We start from the raw sequence: 20,275 nt of genomic DNA on the forward strand, positions 1-20,275 counted from the left end.
GACGCGTCGGGCCGTCCACTACGGGAACTGAGCCGTCCGCCGTCGAGGTTGTCGCCTCTCTGGGTTGAATTTATTATCCTAGAGGCACGTTAGCAGTCATCATGGTGAGAGCGCGTACCAGGGGACGGATCCGTCCGACGACCGAGCCATGACGCTGGGTGAGACCCGGAGATACGACGGAGAGCGAGCGTCGAGCAAGGGCGAACGGGCAGTGGTCCTGGGAGCGAGCATGGCCGGGTTGCTGGCCGCCCGCGTTCTCGACGACGCCTACGAGCGAGTCACGGTCGTCGAACGCGACTCCCTGCCGACGGCTCCCGAGACCAGAGACGGCGTCCCCCAGGGAAAACACGTTCACGTGCTTCTGGAGGCCGGCCGTTCGAGCATCAGTGACCTCTTTCCGGGATACGGGGAGGACCTCGTCGACGCCGGGGCGCTGATCATCGACGTGGGCCAGGAGCTGCGCCACTACGACGAAGGCGGCTATCTGGCTCCGCCGGCGAGGAGGATGGAAATGTACTGCGCGAGCAGGCCCCTCCTGGAGACGGTCGTCCGCCGGCACCTCGCCGAACTGGACGGCGTGACGATCCGTGACAACACGCAGTTCGTCGCTTACCGGACCGACGCCGACGCCGACCGGATCGACGGTGTCCGCGTCAGGGGCGACGACGGGCTCGAGACGCTGGAGGCGGCGGTCGTCGTCGACGCGACGGGTCGGGCCAGTCGAACGCCGGCCTGGCTGGCCGAGAACGGCTACGGCGAGCCGCCGGTCGAGGAGGTCGAGATCGACATGGTCTACAGCACCCTTCGGGTCAACCGTCCGGAGGGCGACCGCCGGATGCCGTTCGTCCCTCAGTCGGCACCCAGGACCCGCGGGGGCGCTGCCTTCCCCGTTGAAGGCGGCGAGTGGGTCGTGACCCTCGGCGGGATGCACGAGACGGACCCGCCCGCCACCGTCGAGGGGTTCCTCCCGTACGCCCGGGAGCTCCCCGTCGAGGACATCGAAACGATTCTCGCCTCGCACGAGGTGGTGTCCGACGGCGTCGAACGGTACCCGTTCCCGTCGAACCGGCGAGTTCGCTACGAGAGTCTGGACCGATTCCCCGGCGGCCTCGTCGTCTTGGGCGACGCGATCGCGAGCTTCAACCCGATCTACGGTCAGGGTATGTCGGTCGCCGCCCTGGAGGCCTTGGCGCTCCACGAAACGCTCGCCTCGAGCGGCGACGGCCCCCTCGGCAAACGGTTCGCCGAGCGGGCGACCGACGTCGTCGACATCGCGTGGCAGATGGCCGTCGGGTCCGACGCGGCCTTCGAAGCGACCGACGGACCGACGCCCCCGGGCGCGTCGATGTTCGATACCTACCTCTCGCGGCTGGTCCGTCAGGCCCACACCGACCCGCGTCTCTCCGAGGCCTTCTACCGCGTCGTCGGGATGGAAATCGCACCCACCGACCTGCTTCGGCCGGGTACCGTCTGGCGGACGGTGACGCCATGAGCGACTCGGAACGGGCGTCGGCGCCGCTCCCCGACGTTCCCGGCATCGAACGGGGGTACCGGGAGGTCAACGGCGTCGAACTCCACACCGTCACCGCCGGCGACCCCGGCGGTCAGCCGGTCGTCCTGCTACACGGGTTCCCCGAGTTCTGGTACGAGTGGCGCGAGTACCTGGACCCGCTGGCTGAGGCCGGCTACCGCGTCGTCGTCCCGGACCAGCGCGGCTACAACCTGAGCGGGAAACCCACCGGGCTCGACGCCTATAGCATCGACACGCTCGCTGCCGATATCGTCGATCTCATCGAGACGACGGGCCGCGAGAGCGCGCACGTCGTGGGGCACGACTGGGGGGCGGCCGTGGCCTGGGACCTGGCGCTGCGCCATCCCGAGTCCGTCGACCGGCTCGGCATCGTCAACGTCCCGCATCCGACCGTCTTCCAACGGACGCTCACCGCCGATCTCACTCAGCTGCGAAACAGTTGGTACATGTTCTTCTTCCAGCTTCCGCTGCTCCCCGAGTGGACGAGCAGTCGGAACCGGTTCGCCTTCTTCGTGAACACGATGGAGGGCGGCTCGCGGCCGGGGACGTTCGACGAACCGGACTTCGAACGCTACCGACGGGCCTGGAGCCGTGCGGACGCCGTCGGCTCGATGATCAACTGGTACCGCGCCCTGTTTCGACGGCGGAGAGATCCGCCCCGAGAACGGGTCGACGCTCCCACGCTCGTGGTCTGGGGCGAGAACGACCAGGCCCTGGTTCCGCGGATGGCCGAGGAAAGCGTCCAGTTCTGCTCGGACGGGCGCTTGGAGCGGTTCCCGGACGCGACTCACTGGGTGCCGCACGAACGTCGCGACCGGGTCGCTGCACTCCTCCTGGAACATCTCGACGGGAGTGCCCCCGCCTGAACGGCGACGCTCTCGCGGCTCTCGGCCGACGCGAGTCCCTCCGTACGGGTGGACGTTTCGCCGCGAGGACACGGGCTACGACGCGCAGTCGGTCCGGTCCCTTACAACGCGCCGCGGGCGCCATCGGACCCGCCTCGCTGTCCGCAGACCGTCGCTCGGCGATGAAACGGACCGCGGAACCGGCAGAAAACGAGTCGGCGGCGCGCGTTCACGCGCCCGATCTCCTCACCCCGATTCTCCGAGTCCGACACCGTCTCCCTTCAGCACAATTCAAGGTGACGACTACGACCATTGGTGCCGCGAGTTCGAGAAGCGCCGTGAGGAGATGCAACAGCGTGGGACGCAAGCTGTACACAACGCCCTGCTTCGCCTCGGAAAGCGGGAAGAAGCGTGGCGGAAGCAGTACATCCACACGGTAGCCAATGAGATCGTTTCGGAAGCCGTCGAACACGACTGCGACGTGATCGCGTTCGAGGACTTGAGCGACATTCGAGAGCGGCTTCCACACGCGAAGTGGCACCACATGTGGGCGTTTCGACGCCTGTACGAGTACGTCGAGTACAAAGCGCCAGAACAAGGCGTCTCCGTGGAGCAAGTTGAGCCGAACCACACGTCCCAACGTTGTTCTCGGACGGACTGTGGGTTCACGCATGAAGACAACCGCCACGGTGAACACTTTGAGTGCCAGAAGTGCGGGTACGAGGTCAACGCGGACTACAATGCGGCGAAGAATATCGGGGTTCGATACGCCCGGAAACAGAGACACAGCCTCCGTTCCTCGCCCAAGTCGGGGAGCGGAGACGCACAAGTAGACGTGCGTGTGAATGGTGGGACGGTGAACGGCGAGAGTTACCAGCCTATTGCTGGCGACTGATTTCCGGGAGTCCACATCAAAGCCCCACCCTCAACGAGCGAACCCCGTATGGGGTGAGCGAAGTAGGGTGGGGTAGTTTACCCGAGGACGTAGCGGAGCTTCGGGAACCGCTCGACGAGCGTCTGCCCGCCGACCTCCAGTTGCTCGATGAAGGCGTCGAGGCCGAGGACGCGGCCCGCGCCGAACGCGGCGACCGTGAGGAACACGACCGCGTAGACGAGCGTCGAGTCGAACAGCGCCAGGAGGTCGCCGCTCCACCCGCCGAGGTAGAACAGCGTCATCTGGAGCGTGCCCCCGAGCGCCGCCAGCCGGACGAACGCGCCGGTGATGAGCGCCGCGCCGACGAGCAGCTGCGTCGCCGGAACGAACACGTTGACGAACTCCATCAGCGCCGCGTTCGACGCCATCGCGGCGTAGATCCCGCTGACCGGGCTCGCGGGGTCGACGTTCGCGAGGTACCCCGCGGCGTCGAACGGCCACTCCGAGACCTTCCCGAGGCCCGCGAACAGGATCATCCCGCCGATGGTCGCCCGGAGCAGGACGATGAACAGCGCCGACAGCGAGTGCGCCTTCCCCAGCAGCGTGATCCCGCCGAACTCCCCGCCGAACTCGTTTGTGTTTTTCGTGGACATAGTGTCTCTCCTCACTTACGAGTACGCCGAACACCCGTATAAATCGGAAAGCGAGTTCCCCCTCGGCGGGACGAATTCGGCCGGGCCCCCTCGTCCGAGGGGATTTTAAATACCACGACCCGAACGCTATCGGCTCCCCTCGTTTACCACGCCTCGCCGCTCGCGAGGTCGACGTCGGCGTCGCCCTTCTCGGAGGGGCAGACGTCCGCGAGCGCGCAGTCGGCGCAGTCGGGGTTGATCGCGGTGCACGTCGCGCGGCCGTGGTCGATCATAAGGTGCGTGAACTGCTGCCAGTCGCGCTCGGGGACGACGTCGAGCAGGTCCTGCTCTATCGACTCGGGGCGTTCCTCCTCCGTGATCCCGAGCCGCCGCGTGATCCGCTGGACGTGGGTGTCGACGACGATCCCTTTGACCACGTCGTGGCCGTGCTGGAGGACGACGTTCGCGGTCTTGCGACCGACGCCTGCGAGGTCCGTCAGCTCCGACATCGTGTCCGGCACCTCGCCGCCGTGCTTCTCCGCGATGTCCGAACACGCCGAGCGGATGTACTTCGCCTTGTTGTTGTAGTAGGTGATGGAGTGTATCGCCTCCGCGAGCTCCTCTTGGGGCGCGTTCGCGTACTCCTCGGGGGTCTCGTAGGTCTCGAACAGGTCGGCGCACACCCCGTTCACGCGCTCGTCGGTACACTGTGCCGAGAGGATCACGGCGATGAGCAGCTCCAGGCGGTTCGAGTAGTTGAGCGAGATGGTCGAGTCGGGGTACTCCTCGTACAGTCGGTCGACGACCTCGTCGACCTGTTCCTCTCGCGAGTCGAGTGGGGTTCCCATACGACTCCCTCCGTCCGGGCGACATTGAACGATCCGACTGGGCGTTCCCCGTTCCGGGTACTCCGACCGTCGCCCGGTCGAGCGGTCCGACGAGCGACTCGACCGAGTAGTAAGACAGTTACCACGCGCCGCGTTTGAGGGCGTATGGACGTACTCGACGTCGCGGCGCGCGCGGCAGCGACCGGGCCGGTGTGCGACGCCTGCCTCGGCCGGCTCGTCGCCGACCGGAGCTTCGGGCTGTCGAACGCCGACCGCGGCTCGGCGCTCCGGGTGTCGCTCGCGCTGCGCGACGACGAGGATCACGAACCCGTCGACACCGCGGACTGCTGGGTGTGCGAGGGGCGCTGCGCCGAGTTCGACGCCTGGGCCGAGCGCGCCGCCGAGGCGGTCGAGGGGATCGAGTTCGCCACGTACAACGTCGGCACCCGACCGCCGCCGCTGATCGAGGAGAACGAGGCGCTGTTGCGCGCGGACGTCGGCCTGGACGAGGACGCGGGCGAGCCGTTCAAATCGGAGTTCAACCGCGAGGTCGGGAAGCGCTTCGGGCGACTCACCGACACCGAGGTCTCCTTCGACCGCCCCGACGTTCAGTTCACGATCGACCTGGCGGAAGAGGAGGTCGACGCGAAGATCAACTCTACCTTCGTCTACGGCCGGTACCGCAAACTGGAGCGCGACATCCCCCAGACCGAGTGGCCCTGCCGCGAGTGTAAGGGCTCCGGGCGGCGGGGCGCCGACCCCTGCGACCACTGCGGCGGCTCCGGCTACCTCTACGACGACAGCGTCGAGGAGTACACCGCACCGGTCGTCGAGGACGTGATGGACGGGACGGAGGCGACGTTCCACGGCGCCGGCCGCGAGGACGTCGATGCCCTGATGCTCGGCACCGGCCGCCCGTTCGTGATCGAGGTCGAGGAGCCCCGCCGGCGTCGGGTCGACACCGACCGCCTCCAGTCCGACATCAACGCGTTCGCGGACGGCGCCGTCGAGGTCGAGGGACTGCGGCTCGCGACCTACGACACGGTCGAGCGCGTGAAGGAACACGACGCCGCCAAGCGCTACCGGGCGCGGGTGACCTTCGACGCCGACGTCGACGCCGACGCCCTCACAGAGGCGGTCGGGGAGCTGGAGGGCGCCACCGTCGAGCAGTACACGCCGAACCGCGTCGACCACCGCCGCGCGAGCATCACCCGCGAGCGCGACGTGTACGAGGCGACCGCCGAACTCGACGACCCGCGCCACGCGACCGTCGAGATCCGCGGCGAGGGGGGACTCTACGTCAAGGAGCTGATATCGAGCGACGAGGGACGCACCGAACCGAGCCTCGCCGGCCTGCTCGGCGTCGGCGCCGAGGTGACCGCCCTCGACGTCCTCGCGGTCGAGGGCGAAGACGAGCCGTTCGAACGCGACGAGTTCTTCCGCGAGTGACGGGTCGCAAGCCGCTGACACGGCGTCTCACGGCGGCGCGGCGTCTCACGGCGCAGACGTACATCTGAACGCGCCGGGAACCAGCGGGATTTATCTGACGAGCGTCAGACGTTCGCGTATGAACGGGAGCGACGCCGACGGTGGGAGCACCCGAAACGGCGGCGCCCGCGGCGGATCGAGCGACTCGACCGCGAGCGGCGATTCCGCCGCCCCGGCCGACCCGCCCGGGGTCGGTGACACCGTGATCCGGCCCGCGGTCGACGACGCCGGCGACGTCTCGGCCGCCGCCGACGTGTCGCTGAAGGGCGCCGACCGCGCGGACCGCCCCGACCGGGTCTCTTCGGTCCTCGTCGCCGTCGGCCCCGGGCCGCACTCGGGGGCGACCGTCGACGTCGCGCGGGAGGTCGCGGCGGCGACCGACGCGTGGCTCGAACTGTTTCACGTCGTCCCCTCCGACGCGGCCCTCGCCGACGCCGACTCCGCGGAGGACGCCGCCGGAACCGTCGCCGCCGTCGGTGACGCGGACGACACCGATTACGCCGCGGCCGGCAGGCGACTCCTCGACGCGGCCGAGGACCGACTCGGCGGGTTCGACCGCGCCGACCGGTGGCTCGTCGAGGACCGCACCGCGGCTGGCGCCATCGTCGAGCAGTCGGCGTACTACGACCTGGTCGTCGTGGGCGCGCCGACGACGGGAACGGTCGGGCGGTTCGTCTTCGGCTCCACCACGGATACGGTCGTCGGCGACGCCGAGGTCCCCGTCGTCGTCGTCGAGGCCGACGGGTCGACAGCGCTCGACGCGGCGTAGGGCCGCGGCAGACGCGCACCCGTCCGGCGCGCGTGCCAGCAGCTCCCATGCTGGCGACAGCGTTAAATTAGTGTACATACTTGTACATCACAACGCGGAATACTACATCGGTGGACACAATGAATCTCAACGACACGGTCGAGCGCGTGACGGACGGGGACGATCTGACCGTAGGGGAGGCGCGCGAGGCCGCGCGACTGGTCTTCGAGGAGGCGACGGAGGCCCAGATCGGTGCGCTGCTGGCCGCGCTCCGCACGAAGGGTGAAACGGAGGCGGAGATCGCGGGCTTCGCGCAGGGGATGCGCGACGCGGCGCGCACGATCGAGCCCGACCGCGAGCCGCTCGTCGACACCTGCGGCACCGGCGGCGACGACTACGACACGATCAACGTCTCGACGACCGCGGCCATCGTCGCCGCGGGCGCCGGGGTGCCGATCGCCAAGCACGGCAACTACTCGGTCTCCTCCTCGTCGGGCAGCGCGGACGTGCTGGAGGTCGCGGGCGCCGACGTCGAGGCCGAACCCCCGGCCGTCGAGGCGGCGATCGAGGAGGACGGGATCGGTTTCATGCTCGCGCCCGTCTTCCACCCGGCGATGAAGGCCGTCATTGGCCCGCGAAAGGAACTCGGAATCCGGACGATATTCAACGTCCTCGGGCCGCTCACCAACCCCGCGGGCGCCGACGCGCAGGTGCTCGGCGTGTACGACCCCGACCTCGTCCCCGTCATCGCGCGGTCGCTCGCGCACATGCCCGTCGAGCGCGCCCTCGTCGTCCACGGGGCCGGGATGGACGAGATCGGGATCCACTCGGAGACGGTCGCCGCCGAGGTCGACGGCGATGACGTGACGGAGTTCACGATCGCGCCCGAGGACCTGGGACTCGACCGCGCGCCCGTCGAGGCGGTCGCGGGCGGGACGCCGGAGGAGAACGCCGCCGACCTGCGCGGGATCGTCGACGGGTCCGTCACCGGGCCGAAGCGCGACCTGATCCTGGCGAACGCGGGCGCCGCGATCTACGTCGCCGGCGAGGCCGACTCGCTCGCGGCGGGCGTCGAGCGGGCGGCCGAGGCGGTCGACTCCGGCGCGGCCGCGGAGAAGTTCGCGGCGCTGTGCGGGGGATCGGCCGCGGAAGTCCCCCCGGAGGACGACGACTGATGGCGCGGGTGAAGATCTGCGGGATCACCCGCGGGGCCGACCTCCGCGCCGCGGTCGAGGCGGGCGCCGACGGCGTCGGCGTCATCACCGAGGTGCCGGTGGACTCGCCGCGCGAGGTCGACCCGGCGACGGCCGCCGAGCTGCTCGCGGACGTCCCCCCGTTCGCCACCGCGACGCTCGTGACGATGCCCGACTCCGCCGAGCGCGCGGTCGAGCTCGTCCGGACGGTCGCCCCCGACGCGATCCAGCTTCACGGCGAGTGGACCGTCGACGAACTGCGGTACGTCCGCGCGGAGACGGAGCGGAAGGTGCTGCTCACGGTCGACGCCGACGATCCGGCCCGGGCCGAGGAGTTCGACGGCGCGGTCGACGCCCTGGTCGTCGACTCCACCGACGACGCGGGCGCGGGCGGCACCGGCGAGACGCACGACTGGCGCGCGACCGGCGAACTCGCCGCCCGGCTCACCACGCCAGTCGTGCTGGCCGGCGGGCTCACGGCCGACACGGTCGCGGAAGCGGTCCGCGTCGCGGACCCCTTCGCGGTCGACGTCGCCTCCGGCGTCGAGATCGAGGGCGGGCGGAAGGACCACAACGCGGTGGCCCGCTTCGTCGCGAACGCGGGGCGGGAGATGGAGCTGGTATGAGCGACGCGGGCCCCTCTCTCGACCGCTCGAAAGCGGCGTTCGTCGACCTCGCGGCCGACGCGGAGAAGCCGGTCGTGGTCCGGGCGTCGGCCTCGATCGACGCCGACGTGTCCCCGCTCGCGGCGTACGCGACCCTGGTCGGTGAGGGCCCGTACGGGTTCCTCTTGGAGTCCGGCGAGAAGGTCGCCTCCAGCGACCCAGACGGCGCGTTCACGGCCGGCTCGAAGGCCGACAGGCACGCCCGCTACTCGTTCGTCGGCTACGACCCCGAGGCGATCGTCTCGGTCCACCCGGACCGCACCGAGGTGACCGAACTCGGGCCCGCGGCCGAGTTCGTCGGCGGGGACGCGGGCGGGGACGCGACCGCCGGGGACCTCGGCCCCGCCGCGGGCGACGCGGTCGACCGCATACGGGCGGCGTTCCCCGACGTGCGCCTGCGCGGGTTCCCCGACACCGACCGCCAGATCCTCTCGGGGGGCTTCGTCGGCTTCCTCGCGTACGAGGCCGTCTACGACCTCTGGCTGGAGGAGGTCGGCGTCGACCGCCCGGAGACCGAGTTCCCGGACGCCGAGTTCGCGCTCACGACCCGGACCGTCGTCTTCGACGAGAAGGAGGACAGCGTCGAACTCGTCTTTACCCCGGTTATCGGCGTCGACGACGACCCGGGAGCGGTGTACGACGACCTGCTCGCGGAGGCCGAGCGCGTCGCGACCGAACTGCGGGAGGCCGGACCGCCGGACCCGGGCGGGATCCAGGTAACCGAGGAATCCGCGGACCCGCGCGAGGAGTACGAGGAGGCGGTTCGAACGGCCAAGCGCCACGTTCTCGACGGCGACATCTATCAGGGCGTGGTCTCGCGCAGCCGCGAGCTCCGCGGCGAGGTCGACTCGCTCGGCCTCTACGCGGCGCTCCGGGACGTGAACCCCTCGCCGTACATGTACGTGCTGCGTCACGACGAGCGGAGCGTCGTCGGCGCCAGCCCCGAGACGCTCGTGTCGGTCCAGGGCGACCGCGTCGTCTCGAACCCGATCGCGGGCACCTGTCCGCGCGGGACCAGCCCGGTCGAGGACCGTCGGCTCGCGGGCGAGATGCTGGCGGACGGGAAGGAGCGCGCCGAGCACACGATGCTCGTCGACCTCGCGCGCAACGACGTGCGGCGCGTCTCGGAGCCCGGCTCCGTCCGCGTCGAGGAGTTCATGAACGTGCTGAAGTACAGCCACGTCCAGCACATCGAGTCGACGGTGACGGGGACGCTCGCCGCGGACGCGGACGCGTTCGACGCGACCCGCGCGACGTTCCCCGCCGGGACGCTCACCGGCGCGCCGAAGGTGCGCGCGATGGAGATCATCGACGCCCTCGAGACGACCCCGCGAGAGGCGTACGGCGGCGGCGTCGGCTACTACGCGTGGACCGGCGACGCCGACTTCGCGATCGTGATCCGGACCGCGACGCTCGACGAGTCGAACGACGAGTCGGTCGTGGGCGTGCGCGCCGGCGCCGGCCTCGTCGCGGACTCCGACCCGGCGGCCGAGTACGAGGAGACCGAACAGAAGATGGACGGCGTGTTGACTGCGATCGACGAGATCCGCGAGGGGAACGCGGTGGAAGAGAGGGAAGGCGACGCGGTCGACGGACTCCGGACCGACGGCGAGACCGACGCGGAACCACTCGCCACCGGCTCGGAGGCGGACCGATGAAGGTCGCCGTCGTCGACAACTTCGACTCGTTCACCTACAACCTCGTCGAGTACGTCTCCGACCAGTCGATCGGCGGCGAGCCGGTCGGCGTCGAGGTGTTCAAAAACACCGCGTCGCTCGCGGAAATCGAGGGAGCGGAACCGGACGCGGTGATCATCAGTCCGGGCCCGGGCCACCCGAAAAACGACCGCGACGTGGGGGTGACGACCTCGGTGCTGCGCGACCTCTCTCCGACGGTGCCGACGCTCGGGGTCTGTCTCGGGCTGGAGGCGGCGGTGTACGAGTACGGCGGGACGGTCGGCCACGCCCCCGAGCCGATCCACGGCAAGGCGTTCCCCGTCGACCACGACGGGGAGGGCGTGTTTCGCGGGCTCGACCAGGGGTTCCGGGCCGGCCGCTACCACTCGCTCGCGGCCACCGAGGTGCCGGACGCGTTCGCGGTGACGGCCACCACCGACCACGACGGCGACTCGATCGTGATGGGGATCCGGCACCGAGATCACCCGATCGAGGCGGTCCAGTTCCATCCGGAGAGCGTGTTGACCGCGTCGGGCCACGACCTCATCCGGAACTTCCTCACCGGCGTCTGAGGCACGCCCGCGTCAGGCGTCGTCGCTCTCGGACGGCTCCTCGCCCGATTTCGGGTCGGCTTCCGCTCCACCCTCGGGTTCAGTCTCCCCTCCGGACCCCGTTTCCTCGTCGGGTTCCGCTTTCTCGCCCTTCTCGTCGACTCCCCGTCCGGCGAGTCCGACGAGGTGGCCGACCTCGGGGAGGATCACCTCGTCGACCCCGAGCCGGACCGCGTTCTCCGAGCCGGGGAGACAGAAGACCGGAGTCGCGGAGACGACGCCGGCGGTCGCGCGCGAGCCGATGGTCCGCGTGCCGATCTCCTCGTGGGAGAGCCGGCGGAACAGCTCGCCGAACCCCGGGAGCCGCTTCGCGAACAGCCCGCGTACCGCCTCCGGCGTGACGTCGTCCGGCGTGACGCCCGTGCCGCCGGCCGTCACCACCGCGTCGGTGTCTTTCCGGCGAGCGAGTCTGTCGACGGTCCCCTGAACGCTGTCGTAGTCGTCCGGGATCAGCTCGCGGACGACGACCTCGTTCCCCGCGTCCTCGAAGGCGGCCGCGACGTAGTCGCCGGCCGGGTCCTCGTCCGCGCTGCGCGACGTGGAGACGGTGACGACCGCGACCCCGACCGAGTCGACGTCGTGGTCGTGATGGTCCCCGTGGTCGTGGTCGTGACGGTCCCCGTGGCCGTGGTCGTGACGGTCCCCGTGGTCGTGGCCGTGACGGTCCCCGTGGTCGTGGCCGTGACGGTCCTCGTCGCTGGCGTCGTCGCGGTCGGTCATGACTCCGCGTTCGGTCGCCCCGTCAAAACACCTCCCGGTCGAGGGAGCCGAGATCGCGGCCGCCGAGTTAGGGCCAGTCGTCGCGGGACTGCTCCTCGGCCGGTTCGGCCGCCGCCTCGCCGGTCGCGAGCGTCCACCCCGCGGCCTCCGCGGCGTCTTCGACGTGGAGGAACTCCCAGCCGGTCGCGTCCGCGACCGCCTCGTCCTCCTCGTCGACGCCCACGAAGACGTGTCGGTCCGTGTCGAACTGTTGGCTGATGTTCTCCAAGCTCTCCTCGACGCCTCGCGGGCCGGAGAAGAAGTCCTGACGCACGCGGTGTTTCCGCGTGAAGTTCGTGACGACGTACGTCGGCTTCTCGCTGACGACGCCGACGTACTCGGTCCACTGCCGGGCGTTGTTGAACACCGCGTTGGGGTCCGCGAGCGCTTTCAGCGCGTCCAACTCGAACGCCAGCGTCATGTCGGTGGATCCGCCGCTGTCCATGCGCCCGCTTGCCCCCGACCGGCGAAAACAACTTCGCTTCCGCGGGGGCGACGCCTCGACCGCTCACTGAGACCCGAGCGCCGTCACCACGTCTGACCCCCTCAGCGCGACCGGATCAGGTAGTAGTCGGTGAACTTCACCACGTCGCCGTCGTCGAGCTCACCGATCTCCGGCGCCGTCCACGGCTCGCCCGCCAACTCCCGCACGACGCCCTGCTCGTCGTCGCTCAGCTCGTCGTAGTGACGGACCCGCGCGTCGGACGGGATCCGACCGGTGCGGCGGAGCCGTACCCGTCGCCCGGTGTCTCTAAGTGACATGTGGTACCATATACCATGATTGATCATAAACGTTTCGCGACGAGCGTCGGCCGAGTGCCCTCCCCGGTCCGCGAGCGCCCCGCCCGCGGCTCAGTCGTCGGCCTTGGGGAGAGTGAGCGAGACCACGGTACCGCGGGGCTCCGCGTCCGCGACCGCGGCGTCGCCGCCGGACTGCTGGACGACCCAGTAGACGAGCCACAGGCCGAGCCCGCTGCCGTGGTATAGCGCGTCGACCGCCGTGCCGTCGACGAGCACGTCTCGGTTCATCTGGTTCAGTCCCGGCCCGTCGTCCGCGATCCGTATCTCGACCGACTCGGGTCGCGGTTCGACGGACACCGTCACCGTCGGCTGCTCTCGGTCGTGATGAATGACCGCGTTCCGGATCAGCTCGTCTATCGCCCGCGAGAGCCACGTCGTCGCGGACGCCGTCGCGACCCCGTCGTCCGGCGCCGACCCCTCGATCGTCGCGTCCGGGAATTCCTCGGCCCGCGCGGCGACTACCTCTCGGACCACACGTCCGACGTCGACCGGCTCCGTCTCCGGCGCGTCGCTCAGTATCTCGGTGATGTGGTGGGCCTTCTCGCTCGTTTCCAAGAGGTCGTCCGCCCGCGAGACGACGTACTCGGCCGCTGCCGCGGGGTCTGCGGTCCCGGCGGCGATCTGCTCCGCTCGCCCGCGGACGACCGTCAGCGCGTTCCGGAGGTTGTGCTGGAGGACCCGGTCGACGACCCGAAGCTGTCGCGCGCGGTTCTCGCTGTCCGTCACGTCCCGAAGCACGCCGACGACCCCGGCGGGCTCGCCGTCGTCGGGGCCTCCGAGCGGGTAGTACCGAACGTCGAACGTCCGCCTGCCGCGGGTCGGGTGCGTCCGCGTCGTCCGGTACTCCACCGACTCGCCCCGGAGCGCGCGCTCTACCTGTCGCTCGACGTCCTCGTAGCCGTCGGCCGGGACCACGTCGGCGAGCGTCAGGTCCGTCACGTCGCGGTCCTCGAGCCCGTGGTACTCGCGGTACTGCGGGTTCGCGAACAGGAGCCGCCCGTCGCGGTCGACCGCCGCGATGAGGTCCGTCGCGCCGTTGATCGCGCGCTCGTACCGCTCCAACTCCCGTTCGCGCTCCTTGCGGTCGGTGACGTTCCGACAGATGGCGAAGGTGCCGGCGAGGTCGCCGTCGGCGTCGTAGTAGGGGTACCGCTGCGTGCTGAACGTCGCCTCCCGATCGGTCTCCGGAAACGTCGGTGAGACCTCGTACTCGGCCATCTCCTCGGCGTCGAGCACGCTCTGGCGGCGCTCGTCGACCTCGCCCGCCGTCTCCGCGTCCATGAACGCGAACTCGTCGGTCCCGTACAGCGCCTCGCGGTCGACGCCAGCGAACTCGCTTACGGCCTCGTTCAACAGCTCGAACTCCCCGTCGCGGTTCTGGAGGAGGACGGGGTCGTCGAGCCGCTCGACGATGTCCCGGTACTGTTTCAGCTGCCCCATCGCCGCCTTCCGCGCCGTGACGTCCGTCTGGATCGCGACGAACCGGGACACCTCGCCGTCGTCGCCGACCACGGGCGCGATCGTCTGGTGGGCGCGGTACGGCTCGCCGTCTCGCCGTCGGTCGATTATCTCCTCCTCCCACACCTCGCCGTCCAGCAGGGTTGACCACAGCGCGTCGAAGTACTCGTCCGGCATCTCGCCGGAGTTGAGTATCGCCGGGGTCTCGCCGAGGACCTCCCCGGACTCGTAGCCAGTATGATCGGTGAACGCCGGGTTGACGTACTCGATCGTCCCGTCGACGTCGGTGATGTAGATGGCGTGGCCGGCGTGTTCGACGAGGTTGCGGAACGTCTCCAGCGTCTCTCCGCCGGCTTCGTCGACGCCGTCGCGAAAGATCCCCGTGTAGACGGCGTCGCGGTCGCCGGTCGCCCCGTCGGGGACGCCGCCGCTTCCGTCGCTTCCCGTCGCGTGTTCGTGGAATCGGACGGAGAAGGTCACGGTGTGCCCGGCCGCGTGTCGGACCGGAACGGAGAAGCTCCCGCGGTCGTCGAGCCCCTCGACCCGCGCGAACCGCTCGCGGACCGATCGGGCGCGTCCGTCCGCGGCCTCCGAGGCCACGAGGGAGGCGAGGTCGCGGCCGCGAAGGCCGGCCGGATCGTACCCGAGAACCGCCTCGGTGGCGGGGTTCGCGTAGACGACCGTCCCCTCCCGGTCGACGGAGACGACCGGATCGGAACACCCCTCGACGAAGGAGGCGAAGAAGCCGGCCGGAGGCCCTTGCGATCCGGGTGACATATAAACGAGATAGCGCGTCGACGGTGAAAAGCACCGTGGCACGTCGCTGGCCGCGAATCCGTCGCCGCGATCGGTGTTCGTCGAGACGGGGCGGGGGTCGGTTGGCTACTGCTCGGTCGGGGCCGCCAGATCGTCTACCGAGAACCCGGGCTCCATGAGGGCGTCCGTCTGGTCGCTGACGTCGCGACCCTCGCGCATCAGCTGTTTGAACGCCGACTGCGGCGAGAGGTCGCCGATGAGCACGCCGCCGACGACCTTGCCGTCCTTCAGCGCGACGCGGCGCCACTCGCCGTCGGCGGTGGTCGCCTCCACCGAGTCCTCGCCAAGCGTCGGATGGCCGAACGAGAGGAAGGGGAAGTCGAAGTGGGTGATCGAGTACGAGGAGACCCACTCGAACGCCTCGCTGCCGTATTCGACCATGTTGCGGGCGGCGATCGTTCCCTGCTCTTTGGCCGAGCCCCACGAGCCGTTCTTCGCCCGCTCGCCCAGGATGAGGTCGTTGAACGTGGTGATGTCGCCCGCGGCGAACACGTTGTCGATGTCGGTGCGCATGAACTCGTCGACGACGATGCCGTCGTCGAGCGCCAGCGGCGTGTCCTCGACGAGCTCGGTGTTGAAGTTCAGCCCGATGGCGACGCCCGCGAAGTCGCACTCGTGGCGCTCGCCGTTCGGGTCGACCGCGGCCTCGACGCGGCCGTCGTCGTCGACCTCGAAGTGGTCCACGCCGGATCCGAAGACGGGCTCGACGCCGCGCTCGCGCATCGCCTCGTGCATGATCTCCGCGCCCTCCTCGGAGAGCGCGTAGCGCCACCAGTTGTCGCCGCGCATCAGATACTTCGCCTCGACGTCCTGCGCACCGCAGATGGCCGCGAAGTCGATCCCGAGCAGGCCGGCGCCGACGATGACGCCCGTCTCCGCGCCCTCCACGCTCTCCTTGATGTTACGGGCGTCCTGGAACGTCCAGAAGTGGTGGATCCCGTCGGCGTCGGCGTTCTCGACCGGGAGCTGCTGAGGCGTGCCCCCGATCGCGAGCAGGAGGGAGTCGTACTCGAACGTCTCCCCGTCGTGGGTGTGAACCGCGTCGTTCTCGACGTCGATGTCGACGACGACCGTGTTGAGGTGGAGGTCCACGTCGTGGTCGTCGTACCAGTCTTCCTGATGGATCGAGATCGGGGCCTCGGGGAGCTTCCCCTTCGCGTACTCCTTGATCAGAATCCGGTTGTAGAGGGACTCACCCTCGTCAGTGAGAACCGTGATCTCGGCGTCGGGCGCTTCCTCGCGGAGCGTTTCGGCCGCGGACGCGCCCGCGATACCGTCACCGATGATCACGTACGAATCGCTCATAGCCGGCCGTTCGGATTCATGGTTAATGTGGGTTGTCATCCGCGTCCGGGGGCGTGAGAACGGGCGACACGACCCGCGAAAACGCGAACGAAGGCGCCGTTCGCGGTGGTACCGCGATCCGTTTCAGCATACTTCGAGGTGGAGCCTCCGGCCTCAAGGAGCGACCGAAGGGAGCGAGTAGACCGGAGAGAAAACCGACATGCTACTGAGCAACCGTTAAATTACACTCCATCGTACTGCCAATCAGTGCTGTGCTGGCACAAGTCCCGCGCAGTACGGGCCGTAGTAGCCTGGCCCAAGATGGTGGGTTCGCCGACCCCGAAGGGCGTTCGGTAGGCGGGGCGCATAAAACGCCCCGTCGCGCCAACTGACGGCGAGGACCGCATCAAAGCCCCACCCTCAACGAGCGAGCCCCTCGGGGCGAGCGAAGTAGGGTGAGGTCGGTTACTGGTCCGCGCCCGCCGGTTCCGCGGGGAAATCCTTCTCGCCCGCCTCGATCGCGACGTCGAGCCAGTTCTCCGTCGGGACGAGCGGGCACTCGTACGCGTGGTTGTACGCGCACGTCGGATTGTACGCGAGGTTGAAGTCCACCACCCACTCGCCGTCGACGCGGTCGCGGTCGGGCTCCAGATCGAGGTACCGCCCCGCGCCGTACGTGGCCTCGCCGCTGGTCGCGTCGCGGAACGGCACCCAGAAGCGGTCGGCGCCGTCGGCCGGCCGATACGCCTGAAGGGTCACCGACTCCCCGCCGACCTCGAAGCGGAACTCGCCCCTGCGGCGGTACGTCTGCTCGCCGTCGGCGGTCGTCTCGACGGTCACGGTCTCCTTCTCGTCGTGCTCGTGAAGCGGGAGGCGGAACCGGTACGCCGGGTCCGGGTCGAAGTAGGCCAGCCCCGGGAACGCGTCGCCCCGCATCGAGACCGGCAGCGGCGACCGCGCCGACTCGCGGAACCGTTTCGTCTTCGCCTCCCGCTGTGCCTCCACCTGCGCCGCCCAGTCCTCGTCGCCCTCGTCAGACTCCATGTCTACCGCAATCTTGTCCCCTGGGCGCAATAACAGTTCCGCGGCGGGACCGGGCGCACACACGGCCGCGCGCCCGGTCGCTGACGGGAGTGCGGACGGGCGCCGCGGTCGCGACGCCACAGATTCAAGAGCGTCCCGGCCCAACCGGACGTATGAAAATCCGGCAGAACATCCGCCACTGGGCCGCCAAGAAGGCGTTGACCACGCCGGTCGTCGGCGACGTCGCCAACGACAAGCTCGTCGACCTCCACACGAGCATCTTCCTCAACAAGGCCGACGAAGACCGGCGGGAAGAGCGCCGCGACCACCTCGACAGCTTCTTCGACGCGACGATGGACGCGTACGTCGCCGCCTTGGAGGCCGGGTTCCCGGAGGCCGAGGCCCGCGAGATCACCCACGTCCAGGCGAACTTCGACTTCTTCAACCACGGCTGGACGGAGATGATGGAGATCCCGGGCGACGAGTTAGAGGCCCACTACCGCCGGTACGAGTCGTTCTTCTCGGAGTACGGGATCACCATCGACGACCCGCTGGGCGAGTTCCGGCCGCCCGGCGGCGTCGTCGAGGCGCCGGCGACCCCGGCGAGGCTCGACGAGCCCGAGTACGAGAACGCGCTGGCCGGCTTCGCGGACGACGTGTACGTCGAGACCGACGACGGGGAGACGGTCGTCGGGGGCGACACGGAGGAGCCGGACGAGGTCGACGCCGCGACCGCGCCCGGTCTCGACGAGGACGAGGCGAGCGCCTGAGCGCGGTCGCCCTCCGGGCACGTTTATATCGTGTCGGAGACACGGTGGTCCATGAACCGCGGGCAATCGTTCCTGCTTCTCCTCATGGGGTCGGTCGCGCTGTTGACCCTCTTCGTCATCCTCCCGTTCGTCGAGTACGTGATCGCCTCGGCGATCCTCGCGTTCGTCCTCTACCCGTTCCACCGGCGGCTCACCCGCTGGCTCCGGACGCGGGTCTCGGAGCGGTTCGGAGAGATGCTGTCGGCGCTGACCCTCATCCTCTCCGCCATCGTCGCCGTAATCTTACCGCTCGCGTACATCTCGTGGGTGTTCGTCCGGGACCTCACCGCCATCGCCGCGGGGGAGACCGCGATAGACGTCGCGGCGATCGAGGCGGAGATCGCCGCGCTCACCGGGCAGGACCCGGAGATCGGTGAGCTCCTTCAGACCGTCGGCGAACTGCTCGTCCAGACGCTGTTCGGCGGGTTCAGCGGGGTGTTGAACACGGCGATCCGCGCGTCCGTGGGGCTGTCGCTCGCGCTGTTCCTGGTGTACTACACCCTTATCGACGGCCCGGCGTTCGTCAAGTGGATCCGTGACTCGAGCCCGCTGCCGCCCGACGTCACCGCCGACCTCGTCGACCGCACCCACGTGATGACCCGGGGCGTCGTCATCGGCCACATCTCGGTGGCGCTCCTCCAGGCGTTGGTCGCCGGGCTCGGCCTCTGGGCGGCGGGCATCCCGAACGTGGTGTTCTGGACGTTCGTGATGGCGGTGCTGGCGCTGTTGCCCCTCATCGGCGCCTTCTTCGTGTGGGGGCCGGCGGCCGCGTACCTCGTGATCGTCGACCAGGTGACGGCCGGGATCTTCCTCGCGGTGTACGGCGTCGCGGTGATCGCGATGGTCGACAACTACGCTCGGCCGCTCGTCATCGACCAGCAGGCCCACCTGAACCCGGCCATCATCCTGCTCGGCGTGTTCGGCGGCATCTACTCCGTCGGGTTCACCGGCCTCTTCGTCGGCCCGATCGTGATCGGCGTGCTCGCGGCCACGCTGGAGACGTTCCGCGAGGACTACGACGCGATCTGAGCGGGATTTAAGCCCGTGCGCGGTCGAGAGCGCCCATGGCGACGACCGCGACCTCCCGACTCCCGGACCGACGCGACGCCCTCCGCATCGCCGCCGCGGCGGTCGCGGTCAACCTGATCGGCGCGCTCGGCGTCCCCTTCACGACAACCCAGAGCGCCTGGTTCGCGGCGCTGGAACTCCCGGCCTTCTACCCGCCGGGCTGGGCGTTCGGTGTCGTCTGGCCGGTGCTGTACGCGCTGTGCGGCGCCGCGGCCGCGCTCGTCTACCTCGCCGGGCGCGACGGCGCGGCGACGGCGGGACGCGTCCGGACCGCGCTCGCGCTGTTCGGCGTCCAACTCGCCGTCAACGTCGCGTGGTCGCCGGTGTTCTGGGGGCTCGAACGCCCCGACCTCGGACTCGCCGTCCTCGTCGTCCTCCTCCCGTTGGTCGTCGCGACGATCCGGGCCTTCGACCGCGTCGACCGCCGCGCGGCGGCGCTACTGCTCCCCTACCTCGCGTGGGTCTGCTTCGCGACCGCGCTCAACTACGCCATCTGGACGCTCAATTAGCGCCCGTCGGGCGGGGTTCGGTCGAGTTCGGGGGGCCCGCGCTCCAGTCGCTCGGCGACGAACCGGCGCTCCGCCGGCGTCAGTTCGCCGTCGGTCTCGCGGAACGCCGACAGCCCCTCGCGGTACCGCTCGGGGTCGACCTCCGCGGGCGCCGCGGCCGGTCGCTCCAGCTCCAGTTCGGCGATTCCCGTGCGTTCACCGGTGTACGCGAAGCCGCACTTGTGGCACGCCTCGTACGCGAACGAGTTGTTCACGGCGATCTTCACGCGTTCGAAGCCGGCGACCGCCAGGTCGGCGACGGTCTCGCCGATCAGCCGCGGGCCGATCCCCTCGCCGCGCCGCGCGGCGTGGACCGTGACGTACCGCAGCCGACAGCAGGCGGCGTCGGTGCGGTCGGGCGAAAAGGAGACGGCCGCGACCACGTCGTCGTCGAACGCATCGGGGTCGACCGTGTCCGGCAGCGGCTCGTCCGGCTCCCAGTCGGGCGCGGCCGGGCGCCCGTCCGGCGTCCGAATCACCGACTTCCCCGGCGCGCCGACGACAAACTTCCCGGCGTACGCGAACGCCCGGTAGTCGAGGCGGAGGGTCTCCCCCTCGTCGGGCGGACACACGAGCGCGTACTCCATGGGCGCCGTACGGCGGCGAGAAGGTAAATAGG

Annotated in this window: 20 protein-coding genes and 1 pseudogene; 12 read left to right on the forward strand and 9 right to left on the reverse strand. The window is 69.6% G+C overall.

All coding sequences use genetic code 11. The annotated features are described in order from the left end of the window. The first annotated feature begins 148 nt into the window (after positions 1-148). The 3 genes and pseudogenes from EXE42_RS06445 to EXE42_RS06455 form a co-directional block, all read left to right on the forward strand. Complete coding sequence (locus EXE42_RS06445; protein ID WP_137693865.1) at positions 149-1,492, forward strand: NAD(P)/FAD-dependent oxidoreductase; 1,344 nt, start codon at positions 149-151, stop codon at positions 1,490-1,492. Next, on the forward strand, positions 1,489-2,397 hold the full coding sequence (locus EXE42_RS06450) for an alpha/beta fold hydrolase (protein WP_092921741.1): 909 nt from the start codon (positions 1,489-1,491) through the stop codon (positions 2,395-2,397). Before EXE42_RS06445 ends, EXE42_RS06450 begins: the two co-directional genes overlap by 4 nt. A 271-nt stretch (positions 2,398-2,668) precedes the next feature. Continuing rightward, positions 2,669-3,271, forward strand: a pseudogene (locus tag EXE42_RS06455) (RNA-guided endonuclease InsQ/TnpB family protein); the annotation flags it as partial. A 77-nt stretch (positions 3,272-3,348) separates the two neighbouring features. Here EXE42_RS06455 and EXE42_RS06460 read toward each other — a convergent pair. Both EXE42_RS06460 and nth read right to left on the reverse strand, forming a co-directional pair. After that, on the reverse strand, positions 3,349-3,903 hold the full coding sequence (locus EXE42_RS06460) for a DoxX family protein (protein ID WP_092921743.1): 555 nt from the start codon (positions 3,901-3,903) through the stop codon (positions 3,349-3,351). 143 nt (positions 3,904-4,046) lie between these two features. Next, the gene (nth, locus tag EXE42_RS06465) at positions 4,047-4,730 is read right to left on the reverse strand and encodes an endonuclease III (protein ID WP_137693866.1); all 684 of its coding nucleotides are present in this window, start codon (positions 4,728-4,730) and stop codon (positions 4,047-4,049) included. Positions 4,731-4,874: 144 nt separating this feature from the next. Here nth and EXE42_RS06470 point away from each other — a divergent pair, with 144 nt between their 5' ends. The 6 genes from EXE42_RS06470 (at position 4,875) to trpG (ending at position 11,051) form a co-directional block, all read left to right on the forward strand. Then, positions 4,875-6,158, forward strand: coding sequence for a tRNA pseudouridine(54/55) synthase Pus10 (locus EXE42_RS06470; protein ID WP_137693867.1), 1,284 nt, complete (start codon positions 4,875-4,877; stop codon positions 6,156-6,158). Between the two features lie 118 nt (positions 6,159-6,276). Then, on the forward strand, positions 6,277-6,966 hold the full coding sequence (locus EXE42_RS06475) for a universal stress protein (RefSeq protein WP_092921749.1): 690 nt from the start codon (positions 6,277-6,279) through the stop codon (positions 6,964-6,966). A 119-nt stretch (positions 6,967-7,085) separates the two neighbouring features. Continuing rightward, the gene (trpD, locus tag EXE42_RS06480; RefSeq protein ID WP_092921751.1) at positions 7,086-8,120 is read left to right on the forward strand and encodes an anthranilate phosphoribosyltransferase; all 1,035 of its coding nucleotides are present in this window, start codon (positions 7,086-7,088) and stop codon (positions 8,118-8,120) included. Next, a complete protein-coding gene (locus EXE42_RS06485) occupies positions 8,120-8,764 on the forward strand; it encodes a phosphoribosylanthranilate isomerase (protein ID WP_137706130.1) in 645 nt (214 codons plus the stop codon). The genes trpD and EXE42_RS06485 overlap by 1 nt, the downstream gene beginning before the upstream one ends. Continuing rightward, positions 8,761-10,461: an anthranilate synthase component I gene (trpE, locus tag EXE42_RS06490; RefSeq protein WP_137706131.1), complete on the forward strand. Its 1,701-nt coding sequence runs from the start codon at positions 8,761-8,763 to the stop codon at positions 10,459-10,461. The genes EXE42_RS06485 and trpE overlap by 4 nt, the downstream gene beginning before the upstream one ends. After that, on the forward strand, positions 10,458-11,051 hold the full coding sequence (trpG, locus tag EXE42_RS06495; protein ID WP_092921757.1) for an anthranilate synthase component II: 594 nt from the start codon (positions 10,458-10,460) through the stop codon (positions 11,049-11,051). The genes trpE and trpG overlap by 4 nt, the downstream gene beginning before the upstream one ends. 12 nt (positions 11,052-11,063) lie before the next feature. Here trpG and EXE42_RS06500 read toward each other — a convergent pair whose 3' ends face one another. From EXE42_RS06500 to EXE42_RS06525, 6 genes are all read right to left on the reverse strand, one after another. Further along, positions 11,064-11,810 carry a molybdenum cofactor biosynthesis protein B gene (locus EXE42_RS06500; protein WP_137706132.1) on the reverse strand — a complete coding sequence of 249 codons (747 nt, stop codon included), beginning with the start codon at positions 11,808-11,810 and terminating at the stop codon, positions 11,064-11,066. Between the two features lie 67 nt (positions 11,811-11,877). Continuing rightward, complete coding sequence (locus EXE42_RS06505) at positions 11,878-12,294, reverse strand: hypothetical protein (RefSeq protein ID WP_092921761.1); 417 nt, start codon at positions 12,292-12,294, stop codon at positions 11,878-11,880. Positions 12,295-12,395: 101 nt separating this feature from the next. Next, the gene (locus EXE42_RS06510; RefSeq protein ID WP_137693871.1) at positions 12,396-12,611 is read right to left on the reverse strand and encodes a hypothetical protein; all 216 of its coding nucleotides are present in this window, start codon (positions 12,609-12,611) and stop codon (positions 12,396-12,398) included. A 90-nt stretch (positions 12,612-12,701) separates the two neighbouring features. Further along, on the reverse strand, positions 12,702-14,885 hold the full coding sequence (locus tag EXE42_RS06515) for a PAS domain S-box protein (protein ID WP_137706133.1): 2,184 nt from the start codon (positions 14,883-14,885) through the stop codon (positions 12,702-12,704). A 105-nt stretch (positions 14,886-14,990) separates the two neighbouring features. Next, complete coding sequence (locus tag EXE42_RS06520) at positions 14,991-16,229, reverse strand: NAD(P)/FAD-dependent oxidoreductase (RefSeq protein ID WP_137706134.1); 1,239 nt, start codon at positions 16,227-16,229, stop codon at positions 14,991-14,993. 444 nt (positions 16,230-16,673) lie between these two features. After that, positions 16,674-17,252 carry a DUF1684 domain-containing protein gene (locus EXE42_RS06525; protein ID WP_137706135.1) on the reverse strand — a complete coding sequence of 193 codons (579 nt, stop codon included), beginning with the start codon at positions 17,250-17,252 and terminating at the stop codon, positions 16,674-16,676. A 152-nt stretch (positions 17,253-17,404) separates the two neighbouring features. Here EXE42_RS06525 and EXE42_RS06530 point away from each other — a divergent pair, with 152 nt between their 5' ends. Genes EXE42_RS06530 through EXE42_RS06540 form a run of 3 tightly spaced genes read left to right on the forward strand, consistent with a single transcriptional unit; the run spans position 17,405 to position 19,617 of the window. Further along, positions 17,405-18,001 (forward strand): DUF6149 family protein, encoded by a 597-nt coding sequence (locus tag EXE42_RS06530; protein WP_092921772.1) that lies wholly within the window; start codon positions 17,405-17,407, stop codon positions 17,999-18,001. A 51-nt stretch (positions 18,002-18,052) separates the two neighbouring features. After that, on the forward strand, positions 18,053-19,069 hold the full coding sequence (locus tag EXE42_RS06535; protein WP_137706136.1) for an AI-2E family transporter: 1,017 nt from the start codon (positions 18,053-18,055) through the stop codon (positions 19,067-19,069). A gap of 35 nt (positions 19,070-19,104) precedes the next feature. Then, entirely contained in the window at positions 19,105-19,617 is a 513-nt protein-coding gene (locus tag EXE42_RS06540) for a TspO/MBR family protein (protein ID WP_137706137.1), read from the forward strand. On the opposite strand, the gene EXE42_RS06545 is transcribed toward EXE42_RS06540, so the two are convergent. Further along, a complete protein-coding gene (locus tag EXE42_RS06545; RefSeq protein WP_137706138.1) occupies positions 19,614-20,243 on the reverse strand; it encodes a GNAT family N-acetyltransferase in 630 nt (209 codons plus the stop codon). The genes EXE42_RS06540 and EXE42_RS06545 overlap by 4 nt on opposite strands. Positions 20,244-20,275 lie beyond the last annotated feature (32 nt).

This window comes from Halorubrum sp. SP3 (assembly GCF_005435195.1).
GTDB lineage: Archaea > Halobacteriota > Halobacteria > Halobacteriales > Haloferacaceae > Halorubrum > Halorubrum sodomense.

Bases quoted from the DNA above. Each gene is read 5' to 3' on its own strand.
- EXE42_RS06535 (WP_137706136.1), top strand. From the start codon at position 18,053: ATGAACCGCGGGCAATCGTTCCTGCTTCTCCTCATGGGGTCGGTCGCG.
- EXE42_RS06540 (WP_137706137.1), top strand. From the start codon at position 19,105: ATGGCGACGACCGCGACCTCCCGACTCCCGGACCGACGCGACGCCCTC.
- EXE42_RS06530 (WP_092921772.1), top strand. From the start codon at position 17,405: ATGAAAATCCGGCAGAACATCCGCCACTGGGCCGCCAAGAAGGCGTTG.
- EXE42_RS06510 (WP_137693871.1), bottom strand. From the start codon at position 12,611: ATGTCACTTAGAGACACCGGGCGACGGGTACGGCTCCGCCGCACCGGT.
- EXE42_RS06545 (WP_137706138.1), bottom strand. From the start codon at position 20,243: ATGGAGTACGCGCTCGTGTGTCCGCCCGACGAGGGGGAGACCCTCCGC.
- trpG (WP_092921757.1), top strand. From the start codon at position 10,458: ATGAAGGTCGCCGTCGTCGACAACTTCGACTCGTTCACCTACAACCTC.
- EXE42_RS06450 (WP_092921741.1), top strand. From the start codon at position 1,489: ATGAGCGACTCGGAACGGGCGTCGGCGCCGCTCCCCGACGTTCCCGGC.
- EXE42_RS06505 (WP_092921761.1), bottom strand. From the start codon at position 12,294: ATGGACAGCGGCGGATCCACCGACATGACGCTGGCGTTCGAGTTGGAC.
- trpD (WP_092921751.1), top strand. From the start codon at position 7,086: ATGAATCTCAACGACACGGTCGAGCGCGTGACGGACGGGGACGATCTG.
- EXE42_RS06515 (WP_137706133.1), bottom strand. From the start codon at position 14,885: ATGTCACCCGGATCGCAAGGGCCTCCGGCCGGCTTCTTCGCCTCCTTC.
- EXE42_RS06525 (WP_137706135.1), bottom strand. From the start codon at position 17,252: ATGGAGTCTGACGAGGGCGACGAGGACTGGGCGGCGCAGGTGGAGGCA.
- EXE42_RS06475 (WP_092921749.1), top strand. From the start codon at position 6,277: ATGAACGGGAGCGACGCCGACGGTGGGAGCACCCGAAACGGCGGCGCC.
- EXE42_RS06470 (WP_137693867.1), top strand. From the start codon at position 4,875: ATGGACGTACTCGACGTCGCGGCGCGCGCGGCAGCGACCGGGCCGGTG.
- EXE42_RS06500 (WP_137706132.1), bottom strand. From the start codon at position 11,810: ATGACCGACCGCGACGACGCCAGCGACGAGGACCGTCACGGCCACGAC.
- EXE42_RS06460 (WP_092921743.1), bottom strand. From the start codon at position 3,903: ATGTCCACGAAAAACACAAACGAGTTCGGCGGGGAGTTCGGCGGGATC.
- EXE42_RS06520 (WP_137706134.1), bottom strand. From the start codon at position 16,229: ATGAGCGATTCGTACGTGATCATCGGTGACGGTATCGCGGGCGCGTCC.
- EXE42_RS06485 (WP_137706130.1), top strand. From the start codon at position 8,120: ATGGCGCGGGTGAAGATCTGCGGGATCACCCGCGGGGCCGACCTCCGC.
- EXE42_RS06445 (WP_137693865.1), top strand. From the start codon at position 149: ATGACGCTGGGTGAGACCCGGAGATACGACGGAGAGCGAGCGTCGAGC.
- trpE (WP_137706131.1), top strand. From the start codon at position 8,761: ATGAGCGACGCGGGCCCCTCTCTCGACCGCTCGAAAGCGGCGTTCGTC.
- nth (WP_137693866.1), bottom strand. From the start codon at position 4,730: ATGGGAACCCCACTCGACTCGCGAGAGGAACAGGTCGACGAGGTCGTC.